Source organism: Streptomyces sp. NPDC018833 (genome assembly GCF_044390825.1).
Classification (GTDB): Bacteria; Actinomycetota; Actinomycetes; order Streptomycetales; family Streptomycetaceae; genus Streptomyces.
This window is the reverse complement of record NZ_JBIRZM010000017.1, coordinates 150,403-166,987: the sequence shown is the minus strand read 5'-3', so window position 1 is coordinate 166,987 and position 16,585 is coordinate 150,403. Positions and strand designations below refer to the sequence as shown.

The window sequence follows — 16,585 nt, the reverse complement described above, 5'->3', positions numbered from 1 at the left end:
CAAGCCGACGAGCCACCAGGCCGAACGGACGGGGACGGGCCGTCGAGTCAGCAGGCCGGACAGACCGGACCCGACCGTCGAGCCACCACGCCGAACGGACCCCCGACCGGACCGGGGCGACGAACGACTCCGCCGTACGTTCCAGACGGGCCCACTTCCGCCATGCCAGCACATCCGGCCCGGAAACCGGCCCGGAAACCGACGCCGCCCGGCGGGCAGGGCCCGCCGGGGCGGCGTCGTGGCACACAGGGCGGGCAGGCCCGCCACCCGCGTGACTGCTACGTCAGGAAGTCCACCGCGATCGACTCCGCCGCCCGTTCCAGCAGCGGGCCCGCCTCCGCCATGCACTTCGCCGGGTCGGGCTCCAGGGCCGTCAGGGCGTACGCGCGCCGGATGCCTGCCCGGCCGAGTGCCTCCGGGGGCAGTGCCAGGCGGCCGCAGACCGCCACCACCTCGATGCCCTGCGCCCGGGCGGCCGCCGCGACACCGGCAGGGGCCTTGCCGTGCAGGGTCTGCTCGTCCAGGGAGCCCTCTCCGGTGACGACGAGCGTCGCCCGCTCCAGGGCGGGCGCGAAGCCCAGCACGTCGAGCATCACCTCGATGCCCGGCCGGAAGCGGGCGCGGAGCGCGACCAGCGCGCCGTAGCCGATGCCGCCCGCCGCGCCCGCGCCGGGCGCTTCCGCCAGGTCGGGGCCGAGGACGGAGGCGTAGTGGGCGAGCGCCTTGTCGAGGGCGGCCACGTCCTGCGGCGTCGCACCCTTCTGCGGGCCGTAGACCGCCGGCGCGCCCTTCGGCCCGGTCAGCGGGTTGTCGACATCACTGGCGAGGATCAGGTCGACGTCCTGGAATCGGGGGTCGAGGCCGGACAGCTCGGCGGTCACGAGCGAGCCGAGGCCGCCGCCCCCGGGCGGCACGGGCTTGCCGTCCGCGTCGAGGAAGCGGGCGCCGAGCGCGGACAGCATCCCGGCTCCGCCGTCCGTGGTCGCGCTGCCGCCGACTCCGAAGACGATGGTGCGTGCGCCCGCGTCGAGCGCGGCGCGCAGCAGCTCGCCGGAGCCGTACGTCGTGGCGGTCAACGGCGCGAAGACGCCGGAGGAGAGGTGCTGCAGCCCGGAGGCCTCGGCCATCTCGACGACCGCCGTGGCGTCCCGCAGGGCGTACGCCGCGGTCACGGGATCACCGAGCGGCCCGGTCACCCGCACCTCACGGCGCTCGAACCCCGCCGCCACCGCCGCCGCGACCGTGCCGTCGCCCCCGTCGGCGACGGGCAGGGTGTCGACCTCCAGGTCCGGGACGATCCGCCGCAGCCCCGCTGTCACCCGCTCGGCGACCTGCACCGCCGTGAGCGAGCCCTTGAACTTGTCAGCTGCGACGAGCACCCGCGCAGGCTGAGAAACTGCTCCGTCCCTCACCGTGTATCCCTTGCTGTCGAACAGGCAGTCGCGCCGTCCCCGACCCTATCCACACCCTCTGGCGACCTGCCACCCCGGCATCGGACGGCATCAGGCCACACCTGTGGGTGTTTCCTCCATGTCCCGCGCCGTCGCGGCATGCGGCCGGGGGCCGCGGATGACCTACGCTGCCTGCCGTGACGATCTCCGATTACGCCGCCTACATCGCCTCGCTCCCCCGCATCCTGGCCGGAGCCGCCGCACTGTTCCGGGACGCCGAGGGGCGGGTGCTGCTCGTCGAGCCCAACTACCGCAAGGGTTGGGCGCTGCCTGGCGGGACCGTGGAGTCGGACCTGGGCGAGACGCCCCGCCGGGCCGCGCGCCGGGAGACGCTGGAGGAGATCGGCCTCGACCTGGAACCGGGTGCACTGCTCGCGGTCGACTGGGTGCCGGGCGAGGGGCGGCCGCCGATCGCCGCGTATGTGTACGACGGCGGTGTGCTCACCGAGGCCCAGTTCGGGGCGATCGAGCTGGCGGAGGACGAGCTGCTCTCATGGCGGCTGGTGGCGCGCGAGGACCTGCCCCACTATCTGCTCGGTTCGCTGGGCCATCGAGTGGAGGCAGCACTCGACGCGCTGGCGTCCGGGACCGGGACGGTCGAGCTGGAGAACGGTCTGCCGCCCAAGCGCCGCTGATCCCGCCGACCCATCGGCGCCATGGGCGTTTTGTTCCGTATGCCGGTAACAGGGGTGTCGTAGACGGGCGTTCATGGCGCGTTGTCCGCGCCGCCCCGCACCGTGCACGCCCACCGGGCAGCCTCCGGATCCCCAGGACTCCGGAGGGACCATGCTCACGCACCTGCGCGGCTGGCCGACCGCCGTCTTCGCCGCTCTGGCGCTGATCGTCGCCGGCGCGGCCCCCGCCGCCACGCCGCACGAGATTCCCGCACAATCGCGGCGCACGCCCACCACGGGTGCCGCAGTGCCCGCGCGCCCGCTGCCCGCCACGGCTCCCCGCGCGCCCGCGCGCCCGCTGCCCGCCTCGGTCGACGGCGGGACCTGGCGTTCCGGCCATCTGCAGGGCATGGCGCTCGACCGCACCCGGCGCCACCTGTACTTCTCCTTCACCGACCGGCTCGTCAAGACCGATCTGAGCGGCAGGCCCCTCGGTTCGGTCCGGGGCATCGGCGGCCACCTGGGCGACCTCGACCTCAACGCCGCGGACGGCCGCGTCTACGGCTCGCTGGAGTACGGCGAGGACGCCGCGTTCTACATCGCCGTCTTCGACGGCCGGCGCATCACGCGCATGGACATGGACGCGCGCACCAGCGGTGTCCTCACCACCGTCCACCTCGGGGAGGTCGCCCGAGACTTCACGGCGGACATGGACGCCGACGGCGTCTTCGACGGCGACACGGGCAGGACTGCCGATCACCGCTACGGGAACGCCGGCATCGACGGGGTCGCCTTCGGCCCCGGTTTCGGCGCGGAGCGCGGACCGCAGCTGCTGACCGTCGCCTACGGCGTGTACGCCGACCCCGCGCGGCGCGACAACGACCACCAGGTCCTGCTCCAGTACGACGTACGCGACTGGAAGCGGTACGAGCGCCCGCTGGACGAGTCCCGCCCGCACCGCAGCGGACCCGCCGGGCACGACGGCAAGTTCTTCGTCCACACGGGCAACACCACCTACGGCGTGCAGAACCTGGAGTACGACGGACACAGCGGCAACTGGCTGATGGCCGCCTACAAGGGCACCAAGCCGGCCTTCCCCAACCACGGGCTCTTCGCCGTCGACGGCGGCAGGCCGCCCGTCGCGGGCGAGATCCGGGGCCAGCGGCGCCCGGAGCGCGGCATGCTGCTGTCGCTGCTGCGCCAGGGGCTGCACCACGCGCCGTCGGGGACGTACGGCTGGCATGCGCCGGGTCAGTTCGGCCTTGTCTCCCTCGACGACGGGCGCTTCTACGTCGGCGAGTCCACGAAGGTTCGCGGTGGCACGGCGACCCAGTCGGGAAGGGCGCTGCTGCACCGCTGGACCGGTCGCACACCGATGCCGTTCACCGCGCTCACCGGTTCCGTTGCTGCGACCGGCTGACGCCCGCCGACGCACGGACCTCAGTGTGAGAGAGGTGCACTGACAGACATCAGTGCACCTGGGTATTCCGCTTACAGGTGTGCGCGCCGCCCGTCGCGGCGCACACGCCCCGCCGGGCACCATCCGGACTTCGAGGACACCGGAGGGATCATGCACAGGCACTCGTACGGCTTCCGGTCGGCCGCCGCGTTCGTGGCTGCCGCGACGATCGGCATCACGAGCCCGGCGGCCGCCGCCGGCCCGCCGCCCAGGGCGACCGAGCCCCCGCTCACGGTGGACGGCGGTGCCTGGCCGTCGGGGCACCTGCAGGGCATGGCGCTGGACCGGAGCAAGGGGTTCATGTACTTCTCGTTCACCAATCTGCTGGTCAAGACGGACCTGCGCGGCAGTCCCGTCGGTTCCGTCACCGGCTTCACGGGCCATCTGGGCGACCTGGACTTCAACACGGCGGACGGACGGGTCTACGGATCGCTGGAGTACAAGGCGGCCGAGGCGTTCTACATCGCGATCCTGGACGGCGACCGGATCGACCGGATGGGCATGGACGCGGAGACGAGCGGGGTCGTCACCACGGTCCACCTGAAGGAGGTCGTCGAGGACTACACGGCCGACATGAACGGCGACGGCGTCTTCGACGGCAACACGGGCCGGACGGCCGACCATCGCTACGGGTGCAGCGGCATCGACGGGGTGGCGTTCGGCCCGGCGTTCGGCAGGAGGCCCGGGCCGCAGAAGCTGACCGTCGCCTACGGCGTGTACGCCAACGCCACTCGCCGGGACAACGACCATCAGGTCCTGCTCCAGTACGACGTGCGGCGTTGGCGCGCGTACGAACGCCCGCTGACCGAATCGGCGCCGCATCGCAGCGGCCCGGAGCGCACGGACGGCAAGTTCTTCTTGTACACCGGCAACACGACCTACGGCGTGCAGAACCTGGAGTACGACGGACACAGCGGCAACTGGCTGATGGCCGCCTACAAGGGCACCAAGCCGGCCTTCCCCAACCATTCGCTGTTCGTCGTCGACGGTGCGGGCAGACCCGTGTGGGGTGAGGTCCGCGGCCAGCAGGAGCCCGAGCGCGGGCGGCTGCTGCCTCTGCTGCCGGAGGGTGTGCACCATGAGCCCTCGGGCACATACGGCTGGCAGTCGACGGGGCAGCACGGCCTGGTCTCGCTCGACGACGGGCGCCTCTACCTGGCCGAGACGTCGAGGGTCCAGGACGGCGACGTGATGAAGGAGTCGGGCCGGGCGGTGCAGCACCGCTGGACCGGACGGACACCGACACCGTTCGCCAAGGCCACCTCCTAGGCGCAGGACGGGCCGGCGGCGGTCAATTCGCTCGCTCCCGGCTCGCCGGGCTCGTACGCTCGCCGTATGACACTCGTCGCGATATTCAGCGGCGCCGGGATCTCCACCGACTCCGGCATCCCCGACTACCGCGGTCCCAAGGGCCTGTGGCGGCGCGATCCGGAGGCCGAGAAGCTCGTCACGTACGACTACTACATGTCCGACCCCGACATCCGGCGCCGCTCCTGGATCATGCGCCGCGAGAGCGCGACCTGGCGCGCCGAGCCGAACGCCGCGCACCGCGCCGTCGCCGAGCTCGACCGCCGGCCCGGCGTCGCCGTCCGGGTGATCACGCAGAACGTGGACGGACTGCACCAGCTCGGCGGGATGCCCGACCGCAAGGTGCTCGAACTGCACGGCACCGCGCGCACGGTGACGTGCACACGCTGCCATGTGCGCTCGCCGATGGCCGAGGCGCTGGCCCGGGTGGAGGCCGGCGAGGAGGATCCGGCGTGCCTCGCGTGCGGCGGGATCCTGAAGTCGGCGACGGTGATGTTCGGCCAGCGGCTCGACCCGGAGGTGCTGGGCCAGGCGATGGCGATCGCGAAGGCGTGCGAGGTGTTCGTCGCCGTCGGCACCACGCTGAAGGTGCAGCCCGCGGCGTCCCTCGCCGGGATCGCGGTCGAGCACGGAGCACGGCTGGTCGTGGTCAACGCGGAGCCGACGCCGTACGACGAACTGGCCGACGAGATCGTGCGCGAACCGATCGGCACGGCGCTGCCGCCGCTGCTCGACCGACTGGCGTCCCAGCCGCCGGAGCACCTGGCTTCCTAGCGGTGTCCGGCGGCCCGGCGCGGGAGACGCCCAGGTGTGCTGCCCGGCGAGGTTGGCCGACCCGCCCGGTCAGTACACCTGGAACAGCGCGTCGTCCGAGCCGCCCTGTTCGAAGGCGAGCAGACGCTGCTTGCGGTCCAGTCCGCCGCCGTAACCGACCAGGCCGCCCGACGAACCGATCACCCGATGGCACGGGACGATGATGCCGATCGGGTTCTTTCCGTTCGCGAGACCGACCGCGCGGGAGGCGCCCCGGTTGCCGAGGGCCTCGGCGAGTTCGCCGTAGGTGCGGGTCTCGCCGTAGGGGATGCGCCGCAGTTGGTCCCAGACGCCGCGCTGGAACGGGGTGCCGTCGAGGTGTGTCGGGAGGTCGAACGCGGTGAGTTCGCGGGCGAAGTAGGCCGCCAGCTGCTCGATGGCGGCCGTGAACGGCCTCTCGTCGGGGACACCGAAGGTCTCCTCCCCCGGGCGGTGCCGCTGCCCGGTCATGTAGAGCCCGCTGAGGACGCCGTCGGTGGCGACGAGGGTGAGCGGGCCATAGGGGCTGTCGACGACGGTGTGCTGCCTGGTCATGCTGCGGACTTCCTTACGCGGGCAGGTGGTTGATGGGGTGATCGTCCGTGGCCCAGAGGTACTGGACGGCGTACGCGCGCCAGGGCCGCCAGGCCGCGGCGTGTCCGGTGAGCGCGGCCGGGGTGGCGGGCAGGCCGAGGCCGGCGGCGGCGCGGCGCATCCCGAGGTCGGTGGGGAGGAAGGCGTCGGGGTCGCCGAGCGCGCGCATGGCGATGACCTCGACGGTCCAGGGGCCGAAGCCGGGCAACTGGGCGAGCTGCGCGCGGGCCCGGTCCCAGTCGCTGCCGGGGTCGAGCTGCAGGGCACCGTCGGCGAGCGCGGCGACGAGAGTGGTCAGGGTGGTGCGGCGGCTGCGGGGCAGGGCGAGGGCCTCGGGGTCGAGGGCCGCGAGCGCACCGGGGGTCGGGAAGAGATGGGTGAGGCCGCCTTCGGGGTCCAGGGCCGGCACTCCGTGCGCCGTGACGAGCCGGCCCGCGTGGGTGCGGGCGGCGGCCGTGGAGACCTGCTGTCCGAGCACCGCGCGCACGGCGAACTCGGCCGGATCGACGGTGCGCGGCACGCGCCGCCCGGGCGCCTTGTCGACGAGCGGGGTGAGCTCGGGGTCGGCGCGCAGCCGGTCGTCGACGGCGACCGGATCGGCGTCTAGGTCGAGCATCCACCGGCAGCGGCTGATGGCGATGGTGAGATCGCGCAGGTCGGTCAGGGAAAGCCGGCAGGCGATGTGGTCGGGCCGGGGAGTGAGCGCCACGATGCCGTGCCCGTACGAGAGGGAGAGCGTGCGCCGGTAGGCGCCGTCGCGCCACTCCTCGACCCCCGGGACCGCGGTCGCGACGAGGTGGCCGAAGAGGTTGTCGGGGTTCAGCGGGGCACGGTACGGCAGCCTGAGCGCGATCGTCCCGGGTGTCGCCGCCGCGGCCGTGCGGCTCCTCGACGCGCGGGTGCGCAGCTCGCTCGGGGAGAGGGCGAAGACCTCGCGGACGGTGTCGTTGAACGTGCGGATGGAGGAGAAACCGGCTGCGAAGGCGACCTCGGCCATGGGCAGGGAGGTCGTCTCGATGAGCAGCCGCGCGGTCTGGGCGCGCTGGGCGCGGGCGAGGGCGAGCGGTCCGGCCCCCAGCTCGGCGATGAGCTGGCGCTCGATCTGGCGCGTTGAGTACCCGAGCCGGACGGCGAGGCCGGGCACGCCCTCGCGGTCGACGACCCCGTCGCCGATGAGCCGCATGGCGCGGGCGACGGCGTCGGCTCGGGCGTTCCAGGCGGGGGAACCGGGGCTGGTGTCGGGCCGGCAGCGCTTGCACGCCCGGAAGCCGGCCTGCTGGCACGCGGCGGCGCTCGGGTAGAAGGTCATGTTCTCGGCCTTCGGCGGCACGGCCGGGCAGCTGGGGCGGCAGTAGATCCGCGTGGTCAGGACCGCGGTGAAGAACCAGCCGTCGAACCGCGCGTCCTTGGACCGGACGGCGCGTACGCAGCGCTCGGTGTCGGTGTGCATGCACCAAGCATCGAGCACGCCGAGGACGAGGGCTGGCGGAAATCCGACATCAACACTCCCCTGCCTGGCTGCCCACGGGTCACCAATGAGCCACGTGCGGCATCGGAGCGGACGCGTAGGGTCACCGTGCCGGGCAGCCCGTTTCGACCGGCACTTCGGGGGCACTCCGTGGGCATCCAGCCATTGGTCGTCACGGAGTCACCACGTGCATATCGGCATAACCTGGTGGTATTCGCAATCCACGATTGCCTGGGGGTAATCATGGAACTCGGCTTCCTCAAACCGCTCTTCGCCCGGCCAGGACCATGGGCTTCCGTCTACATCGACACCACGCGCGCGACCGAGGACGCACCGAAGGTGCAGCAGCTCCGCCAGCGTGCCGTCGCCGGACAGCTCATCGACGCGGGCGCCGATGCCTACACCGTCAGGGCGGTGATGGACCGGCTCGCCCACGAACCGGTCTCCGGCGCGCCGCCCGGACGGGCGCTCTTCGCCGCGGGAGCCGAGGTCGTGCTCGACACCCCGCTCTCGGTGTCCCCGCCCGCCGTCGAGGCGACGTGGTCGGTCCTGCCGCACATCGCACCGCTCGCCGATCTCCGGGGCGATCGGCCGGCGTGCCTGGTGGCCTACATCGACCGGACGGGCGCCGATCTGGAGCTGCGCGACGGTTTCCGTCGGGAGACCCTCGGCCAGGCGAACGGCAAGGAGTGGCAGGGCCGCGGGCACCGCAGCATTCCCGCGGACCGGCACGAATGGCACTACCGGAACAAGGTCGAGAACGGTTGGAACGAGACCGCCGACATCATCGCGCGCGAGCTCGCCCGAAGGCTGCCCGAGAGCGAAGCCGAGCTGATCGTCCTCACCGGCGATCCGCGGGAACGCCGGGCCGTGTTCAACCGGCTGCCCGAGCGCGTCCAGGCCGTCGCCGTCGAGGCCGAGAACGGCAGCAGGTCCGCGGGCGCGTCCACGAGCGTGCTGGACCGGCAGATCGCGGAGGCATGCGAGAAGTTCGCCCGCGACCGGCTCCAGAACGCTCTCGACCGCTTCCGGGTGGGACGGGGCAGGCCGGGCGAACACCGTGAGTCCTCCGCCGTCGACACCGGGCCCGGCGAAGCCGCCGAAGGAATGCCCGCGGTCGTGGACGCCGTGCGCAAACACCAGGTGGCCACGCTGCTCCTGACACCGGACGCGTCCGACGCGGCGCGTGAGGTGTGGATCGGACCCGGCGTCGACCAGGTCGCCGTGCAGCGCGGCCAGGCGCAGGCGATGGGCGTGGCCAAGCCCGAACGGGCGCGCGCGGACGACGCGCTGTTGCGGTCCGCGGCGGCGTCGGGCGGCGAAGTCCTCATTGTCCCCCAGGGAATGCAGGGTCCGGCGGGCGGACTCGGAGCGGTGCTGCGCTGGAGCATGTGAGCCGACCGAATGGGGCCGTCCCCGGCCGGGACGGTCCGACCGGTTCCGACCGGGGCCGCGGGCAGGGCCGCTGCCCCGGTCGGCCGCGCCGGGGGCGGGCCAGATGGCCGGCCGTGCGGCGGTCTCGGATGTCCGTGGCCGCGCGACGGCCGCGCGGCGGTCTCGGACGCGCCACGGCGACAGGTGCGACAGGTGCGACAGGCGACGCCAACGCCCACGGCCACGGCCACGGCTGCGGCCGCAACAGCAACAGCAACAGCAACAGCGCTACGCAATCGGGCAGGACGACGACGATGGTGCCCTCCGTGCCCGGAGTGACGTCGGCCTGGGTGGTCGGGTCCCCGGGTCCCCTCGTGACCGGTCCGCTGCGCCGGGCGGAACGCCCGACGCCGGAGCCGGGACCGGACGACGTCCTGTTGCGGGTACGCGCCTGTGGGGTCTGCCGGACCGACCTGCACCTGGCCGAGGGGGACCTGCCGCCGCGCAGGCCCGACTGCACACCGGGCCACGAGGTCGTCGGTGAGGTGGTCGCGGCGGGGGGCGCCGTACGGGACGTGCGTATCGGCGACCGGATGGGCGTGGCATGGCTGGCAGGGACCTGCGGACGGTGCCGCTACTGCCGGGCCGGGCGGGAGAACCTGTGCCCCGCATCCCGTTACACCGGCTGGGACGTCCACGGCGGGTTCGCCGACCACCTGCTGGCGGACGCCCGGTTCGCCTACCGCCTGCCGGAAGGGTGGGGCGACGAGGAGGCCGCGCCGCTGCTGTGTGCGGGGATCATCGGCTACCGGGCACTGCGGCGCGCGGACCTGCCGCCGGGCGGTCGACTCGGCATCTACGGATTCGGGGCCTCCGCGCATCTGACCGCCCAACTGGCTGTGGCCCGTGGGGCCGTCGTCCACGTGGTCACCAGGTCGCCGGAGGCCCAGCGGCTGGCCCGCGAGCTGGGTGCCGTGTCCGCGGGGGCCGGGCCGCCCCCGGAGCCACTGGACTCCGCGATCCTGTTCGCCCCGGCCGGCAGCCTGGTGCCGGTGGCGCTGGCCGCGCTGGATCGCGGGGGCACGCTCGCCGTAGCCGGGATCCATCTCAGCGCCGTGCCCCCGCTGGACTACGACAGGCACCTCTTCCAGGAGCGCACCGTGTGCAGCGTCACCGCCAACACACGTGAGGACGGCCGTGCCTTCCTGTCCGAGGCGGCGCGGCTGCGGCCCGCGGTGCGGGTCACGCGCTACGCCCTGGGGCAGGCCGACCGCGCCCTGGCGGATCTGGCGGCGGGACGGATCACCGGAGTGGGCGTTCTCGTAGCGGAGTGACCGCACGCCACGGGCGGCGTCAGCCCCCCGCGGCCAGGGCCCCCTCGAACTGCGCGTACGCGGCCTCGTCGAAGAGCACGAAGCGCACCTCGGTGACCGGTTCCGTGGCGGCCTCGCGCAGGTGCGCGGCCCCTCGGCCTTCTCCACACGGGATGCCGCAGTCCATGCAGCGCCCTGCCTGCAGGGAGACCACCGGCAGCAGGGTCTGACCCGCGTGAACCTCGTTCCAGTCGCCGAGCCGTTCCTCGGAAGGACGCGCGGCCACGGGCCGAGGGGGAGTCGTCAGGAAACCGAAGGGGTCGGTCATGTCGCCCTCTGCGGTGACGAGTGGAGGGTTCAACAGGGCGTTCTCGTCAGCCTACGCCTCCGGTCCGCCGGAGACGCGGCCGGAGCCGCTAGTTCGTACACCTGGTGAGACAGGTGCTCACCAGGTGAGAAGTTCAGCTTTGAGTCAATACGTCCTCCCGATAGCGACGAATAAGGATCAGGTGAGGCCTTCAGCGCTGAAGGCGCGGGCGGCCGACCGGACACAGCCCAGGGGAGCGCTCATGACGGGAAAGTCCCTCGAAGTGTTGGCCACCGGACCCGCGGATCCTACTCGCCCGCACGACGAGGCACCGGTTCCCGCCGCGGGCATACAGGAGACATTCGCCCTGCTGCTCGCGGACGTCGCACAGGTCGAAGAAGTGCCCCTGGACAGTCACTTCTTCGACGACGTGGGCGCGGATTCCCTGGTCATGGCCCATTTCTGCGCCCGCGTCAGAAAGTGCCCGGAGCTGCCGGCGGTGTCCATGCGGGACGTCTACCGCCACCCCACGGTCAGAGATCTGGCAGCGGCGCTCGCACAGTCCGACCCGGCCCCGGCCGCTCCGGCGCCCGCGGTCCGCCCGCCCGCACCGGCGGCCGCCCCGCTCGGCAGACCCCGCTACGTGCTGTGCGGAGTGCTGCAGGCCGCAAGCTTCGTCGGTTATGCCTTCCTCGTCGCGTTCGTCAGCACGGCGGGATACGAGTGGATCGCCGCCGGGACGCACCTCCTCGACGCCTATCTGCGGTCGGTGGTGTTCGGCGCCGTGTCGCTGCTCGTCGTGTGCGCTCTGCCCGTACTCGCGAAGTGGCTGCTCATAGGCCGGTGGAAGCCTCGGAGGATCAGCGTCTGGAGCCTGGCGTACATCCGCTTCTGGCTGGTCAAGACACTCGTCCGGTCGAACCCGCTGGTCCTGTTCGCCGGTTCGCCGCTGTTCGTCCTCTATCTCAAGGCGCTCGGCGCGCGGATGGGGCGGGGCGTGACGATCCTCTCCCGCAACGTGCCCGTCTGCACCGACCTGCTGACCGTCGGTGACGGCACGGTCATCCGCAAGGATGTCCTGATCAGCTGCTATCGCGCCCATGACGGCGCGATCGAGACGGGGCCGGTCACCCTGGGGCGCGACGTGGTCGTCAGCGAGGCGACGGTGCTCGACATCGACACCTCGATGGGCGATCGGGCGCAGCTCGGCCATGCGTCCTCGCTGCACGCGGGCCAGGCGGTGCCTGACGGCGGGCACTGGCACGGATCGCCGGCACAGCCCGGCGGTGCCGACTTCCTGGGCGTCGAGCCCGCCCGGTGCGGCGCGGTGCGCCGGGCGGTGCACAGTGTGCTGCTGCTGCTCACGGCGCTCCTGGTGTACGTACCGCTGACGGTGGGCTGCCTGGACGTGCTGCTCTCCCGGGCCGCGGAGTTGAGCACCGTGCTGGAACCGGGATCGGCGGCCCTCGGGGAATGGGTGTTCTACGCCGACCTGCTGGCGTTCACCGCCGTGGTCTTCTTCGGCGCCGTGCCGCTCACCCTGGTCATGCTGGCCACCGTCCCGCGCCTGCTGGGCCTGCTGGTGAAACCGGGTCGGGTGTACCCCCTGTACGGCTTCCACCACGCGGTGCACCGGGCGACCTTCCTGCTCACCAACAGACGCTTCCTGACGCGTCTGTTCGGCGACAGCAGCTGCATCGTGCACTATCTGCGCGGCATCGGCTACGACCTGTCCCGGCTGGAGCAGACCGGTTCGAACTTCGGAACCGCGGTGAAGCACGAGAGCCCCTCGGCCAGTGCCGTCGGCAGCGGCACCATGGTCGCGGACGGGCTCTCGATCATGAACGCCGACTACTCGAGCACCTCCTTCCGGCTGGCCCCGACCTCTATCGGAGCGCGCAATTACCTCGGGAACCGGATCGCGTACCCCTCGCGCGGCCGGACGGGCGACAACTGTCTGCTGGCGACCAAGGTCATGGTTCCCGTCGACGGACCGCTCCGTGAGAACACCGGCCTCCTCGGCTCACCGTGCTTCGAGATCCCCCGTTCGGTACTGCGGGACAGCACCTTCGACGACCTGAAGAGTGGTGCCGAGCTGCGCAGCCGGCTCCGGGCCAAGAACCGCCACAACGCCGTCACCATGGCGCTGTTCCTGACCGCGGGATGGCTGTACTTCTTCTGCGTCACGGTCCTGTACTCGGGGGCAGCCGATCTGTACGCGCAGTGGGGCACGGTGGCACTCGCGCTCGCCAACGCCCTCCTGCTGCCGTTCAGCGTCCTGTACAACGTGCTCGTCGAACGCGCGGTCAGCGCCGTGCACCGGCCCGAGCCGCTGTTCTGCTCGATCTACGACATCGCCTTCTGGCGGCGCGAACGGTACTGGAAGGTCCCCGCCGAGAACTACGTGCGGATCTTCAACGGCACGCCGTTCAAGAACATCGTGTGGCGGATGCTCGGCGTCCGTATCGGCAGCAGGGTGTTCGACGACGGCTGCAGCCTGACCGAACGGCCCATGGTCGCCATCGGGGACGGCTGCACGCTGGCCGCGGGGAGCGTTCTCCAGTGCCATTCACAGGAGGACGGCGCCTTCAAGTCGGATCGCATCACGATCGGTTCCGGCTGCACCCTCGGCGTCGGTGCCTTCGTCCACTACGGCGTGACGGTTGGCGACGGCGCGCTGCTGGAGGCGGACTCCTTCCTGATGAAGGGCGAGACGGTCCCCGCACATGCCCGGTGGGCGGGCAACCCGGCCCGTCCGGCCGGTCCGGAACAGGACGGCAGCGGAGGTGGGTTCTGATGGCGTCAGCGGTGACCTACGGCACGGCCTCCGGTCACGACACCCCGTCATCGGTCGGGTTCACGGCCCTGCCCCGATGGGTCACGGCGCCGGAGCCCGGCACAGCGGAGCACACAACGGCCCTCCCCGGTCCTCTGACGGCAGAACTGCGAAGCCGGGCCGAAGCGCTCGGGGTCCCGCTCACCGCGGTGCTCCTGGCCGCGCACGCGAAGGTGCTCGCCGCACTGTCCGGCGACGGTGTCGTCCGCACCGGCTACCTCGCGCCGTCAGGTGGCTGGCCGCTGCCCTGTCGGCTGACGGTCGAACCCGGCCCGTGGCGTCAGGTGGTGATGGACGCCCACCGGACCGAGGCGCGGCTTCTGGCGTCGCGTCAGGTGCAGGAGGACCGAGGCACCTGGCCCGAGGTCGTCTTCGCCCCGGCCGGCGGCGGCCCGGTCGTACCGGTGGATGGCGTGCTGAGCGTGACGGCGGTACAGCGGGACGACGACCCGATTTCTCTGCGACTGCGGTACCGGACCGACGTGCTCGACGCCGGCTGCGCCGCCCGCATCGGCGGTTACCACCGCGCGGCCCTCGAACAGATCGCAGCCGACCCGGACGCCCCGCACCAACGGCAGAGCCTGCTGTCCGCGGAGGAACTGCGCTTCCAGATCGACAAACTCGCCGGGCCGAGCCGCGAGCTGCCCGACCGCCGCTTCCATGAACTCTTCGAGGAACGGGTCCGCCGGCACCCCGACGCCGTCGCGGCGGTGCACCGCGACCAGCGGTGGACTTACCGGGAACTCAACGTACGGGCCAACCGGCTGGCGCGCGGGTTGCTGGCGGGGGGCCTGCGCCCCGAGGACGTCGTCGCGGTGGTGACCGAACGCGACCTGAACTGGATGGCCGGTGTGCTGGGCGTCCTCAAGGCCGGCGGCGCCTATCTGCCGATCGACCCGCAGTACCCGCCCGGGCGCATCGCCACCATGCTCGGCCGGGCCCGGTGCGAGACCGTGCTCACCGAACCGGAGAGCACCACCAACCTGGACCGGGCCGTCTCCTCGCTGCCCGGGACGCGCAGGCTCCTCGTCCCCACGCTCGCCGAGAGCGACACCGACGGAGGCGACCTCGGCCTCGACGTGGCGGCGGACCGGCTCGCATACGTCTGCTTCACCTCCGGCTCCACCGGCGAGCCCAAGGGCGCGATGTGCGAGCACGCCGGCATGCTCAACCACCTCTACGCGAAGATCGACGACCTGGGGATCGGCGAGGGGCAGGTCGTCGCACAGACCGCTTCGCAGTGCTTCGACATCTCGGTCTGGCAGCTCTTCTCCGCATTGCTGGTCGGCGGGCGGACGCTGCTGGTGGGGCAGGAGGCGATCCTCGATGCCGACCGGCTCCTGGACACGATCGCCGACGGCCGGGTCGCGGTGCTGCAACTCGTACCGTCGTACCTGGACGTCGTCCTGTCCGCCCTCGAGCGCAGCCCGCGCGACCTGCCGGACCTGAAGTGCGTCTCGGTCACCGGTGAGGCCCTGAAGCGGGAACTCGTCCAGCGCTGGTTCACAGCCCGAACCGGAACCCGCCTCGTCAACGCCTACGGACTGACGGAGACCTCGGACGACACCAACCACGAAGTGATGGACGAGGTGCCGGCCGGCGGGTCGATCCCCCTCGGCCGGCCCGTCAACAACGTGCACATCTACGTCGTCGACGACAATCTGTCACCGGTTCCGCTCGGCGCCCCCGGAGCCATCGTGTTCTCCGGTGTCTGCGTCGGGCGCGGCTACGTCAACGACCCCGAACGCACCCGGTCCGTCTATCTCGCCGATCCGCACCGCCCCGGCAGACGGCTCTACCGGGGCGGTGACTTCGGCCGCTGGCTGCCCGACGGAAAGCTGGAGTTCCTCGGCCGCAAGGACGCCCAGGTCAAGATCCGCGGGTTCCGCATCGAGATCGGTGAGATCGAGAACACCCTGCTGCGCCTGCCGGACGTGCGCGACGGCGCCGTGGTGGTCACCGGCCCGGAGGGACACGACAGGCAACTGGTCGCCTTCTGCACGGGCCCGCGACCGCTTCTGGCCGACGACCTGCGTGAGCGGCTGGGCGAACTGTTGCCCGAGTACATGGTCCCGGCCGCCTTCCACCAGCGCGAGAGCCTGCCGCTCACGGCCAACGGCAAGATCGACAAGAAGGCGCTGGCCGCTCTCGCCGAGGAACTCGGCACCACCACCGACCTCTTCGCGGCACCCGGCACGCCGACGGAACAGCGATTGGCGGCGGCGTGGGCTACGGTCCTCGGCGTTGCGCCGGAGCGGATCGGCCGGCGCGAGAACTTCTTCGACCTGGGCGGCACGTCTCTGTCGGCCGTGCGGCTCGCGATCTCGCTGGATCGCGTGATCTCCCTTCGCGACCTCACCCGCTGCCCAGTGCTGAGCGATCTGGCCGACCTCGTCGACTCCCGTAACGGCGGCCGGCGCCGGAGCGCCACCGCAGCGCTGCGGACGCTCACGGTGCCGGACGGCCCCGTGGCAGGCGCCCTGGTCTGCTTCCCCGACACCGGCCGCGACGCGGCGGACTTCCGGCCGCTCGCCGACGCCCTGCGCGACAGCGGCCTGAGCGTGTACGCCGCCACGACCACGGCCTCCGGCGCCGCGCCCCCGGTCGCCCTCCACCTCGCGACGGAGATCGACCGACTCGGCGCGGCGGGGGTGTTGTTGTGGGGAGACGGCGTGGGCGCGGCGACAGCCGTGGAGACGGCCCGGATGCTGGAGCAGCGGGGTGTGCCCGTGCGGAGAGTGTTCGTCGCCGCACCGGACGGCCACCCGGGCCTCCACGACACCGTGTCGCCACTCCCCACCGAGCGGATCGCCACGCCCCTGACCCTGCTCGTCCGCGCCGGCGAGCCCGGATCCGCCGAGGCCGCCCACGCACCTGAGACCCCCGACGGCACGCACGGCACGCGGTGCCCACTCGGTGACCGGCAACTCCTGGCCGGGCGCGTCGACCTGTGGAACGTACCCGGCGGTGGAGGCCACTTCCTGCGCACCCGCCCGGCCGAGGCGGCCAGGGCCGTGGTCCGTGCGGCCATGTCACCGGCCGGCACCTGAATCACGTACGAGAGGAGAC

At 72.2% G+C, this 16,585-nt stretch carries 12 protein-coding genes; 8 read left to right on the top strand and 4 right to left on the bottom strand.

The window, feature by feature from the left end; genetic code table 11:
* Nucleotides 1-278: 278 nt before the first annotated feature.
* Entirely contained in the window at nucleotides 279-1,412 is a 1,134-nt protein-coding gene (locus tag ACH5AF_RS28850) for a glycerate kinase (protein ID WP_398905564.1), read from the bottom strand.
* Between the two features lie 176 nt (nucleotides 1,413-1,588).
* Between ACH5AF_RS28850 and ACH5AF_RS28845 the strand changes: the two genes are divergently transcribed.
* From ACH5AF_RS28845 to ACH5AF_RS28830, 4 genes are all read left to right on the top strand, one after another.
* The gene (locus tag ACH5AF_RS28845) at nucleotides 1,589-2,086 is read left to right on the top strand and encodes an NUDIX domain-containing protein (protein ID WP_398905563.1); all 498 of its coding nucleotides are present in this window, start codon (nucleotides 1,589-1,591) and stop codon (nucleotides 2,084-2,086) included.
* A gap of 151 nt (nucleotides 2,087-2,237) precedes the next feature.
* Entirely contained in the window at nucleotides 2,238-3,485 is a 1,248-nt protein-coding gene (locus tag ACH5AF_RS28840; protein ID WP_398905562.1) for a hypothetical protein, read from the top strand.
* Between the two features lie 150 nt (nucleotides 3,486-3,635).
* Nucleotides 3,636-4,793 carry a hypothetical protein gene (locus tag ACH5AF_RS28835; RefSeq protein WP_398905560.1) on the top strand — a complete coding sequence of 386 codons (1,158 nt, stop codon included), beginning with the start codon at nucleotides 3,636-3,638 and terminating at the stop codon, nucleotides 4,791-4,793.
* Between the two features lie 66 nt (nucleotides 4,794-4,859).
* The gene (locus ACH5AF_RS28830; RefSeq protein WP_398905559.1) at nucleotides 4,860-5,606 is read left to right on the top strand and encodes an SIR2 family NAD-dependent protein deacylase; all 747 of its coding nucleotides are present in this window, start codon (nucleotides 4,860-4,862) and stop codon (nucleotides 5,604-5,606) included.
* A 69-nt stretch (nucleotides 5,607-5,675) separates the two neighbouring features.
* Here ACH5AF_RS28830 and ACH5AF_RS28825 read toward each other — a convergent pair whose 3' ends face one another.
* Both ACH5AF_RS28825 and ACH5AF_RS28820 read right to left on the bottom strand, forming a co-directional pair.
* On the bottom strand, nucleotides 5,676-6,179 hold the full coding sequence (locus ACH5AF_RS28825) for a methylated-DNA--[protein]-cysteine S-methyltransferase (protein ID WP_398905557.1): 504 nt from the start codon (nucleotides 6,177-6,179) through the stop codon (nucleotides 5,676-5,678).
* A 13-nt stretch (nucleotides 6,180-6,192) separates the two neighbouring features.
* Nucleotides 6,193-7,668 carry an AlkA N-terminal domain-containing protein gene (locus ACH5AF_RS28820; RefSeq protein ID WP_398905555.1) on the bottom strand — a complete coding sequence of 492 codons (1,476 nt, stop codon included), beginning with the start codon at nucleotides 7,666-7,668 and terminating at the stop codon, nucleotides 6,193-6,195.
* A gap of 261 nt (nucleotides 7,669-7,929) precedes the next feature.
* Here ACH5AF_RS28820 and ACH5AF_RS28815 point away from each other — a divergent pair, with 261 nt between their 5' ends.
* On the top strand, nucleotides 7,930-9,081 hold the full coding sequence (locus ACH5AF_RS28815) for a hypothetical protein (protein ID WP_398905554.1): 1,152 nt from the start codon (nucleotides 7,930-7,932) through the stop codon (nucleotides 9,079-9,081).
* Between the two features lie 293 nt (nucleotides 9,082-9,374).
* Entirely contained in the window at nucleotides 9,375-10,394 is a 1,020-nt protein-coding gene (locus tag ACH5AF_RS28810; protein ID WP_398905553.1) for a zinc-dependent alcohol dehydrogenase family protein, read from the top strand.
* A gap of 19 nt (nucleotides 10,395-10,413) precedes the next feature.
* On the opposite strand, the gene ACH5AF_RS28805 is transcribed toward ACH5AF_RS28810, so the two are convergent.
* The gene (locus tag ACH5AF_RS28805; protein ID WP_398905551.1) at nucleotides 10,414-10,734 is read right to left on the bottom strand and encodes a hypothetical protein; all 321 of its coding nucleotides are present in this window, start codon (nucleotides 10,732-10,734) and stop codon (nucleotides 10,414-10,416) included.
* 208 nt (nucleotides 10,735-10,942) lie between these two features.
* On the opposite strand from ACH5AF_RS28805, the gene ACH5AF_RS28800 reads away from it, so the two are divergent.
* Nucleotides 10,943-13,477 carry a Pls/PosA family non-ribosomal peptide synthetase gene (locus tag ACH5AF_RS28800; protein WP_398905550.1) on the top strand — a complete coding sequence of 845 codons (2,535 nt, stop codon included), beginning with the start codon at nucleotides 10,943-10,945 and terminating at the stop codon, nucleotides 13,475-13,477.
* On the top strand, nucleotides 13,477-16,566 hold the full coding sequence (locus ACH5AF_RS28795; RefSeq protein WP_398905548.1) for an amino acid adenylation domain-containing protein: 3,090 nt from the start codon (nucleotides 13,477-13,479) through the stop codon (nucleotides 16,564-16,566). The genes ACH5AF_RS28800 and ACH5AF_RS28795 overlap by 1 nt, the downstream gene beginning before the upstream one ends.
* Nucleotides 16,567-16,585 lie beyond the last annotated feature (19 nt).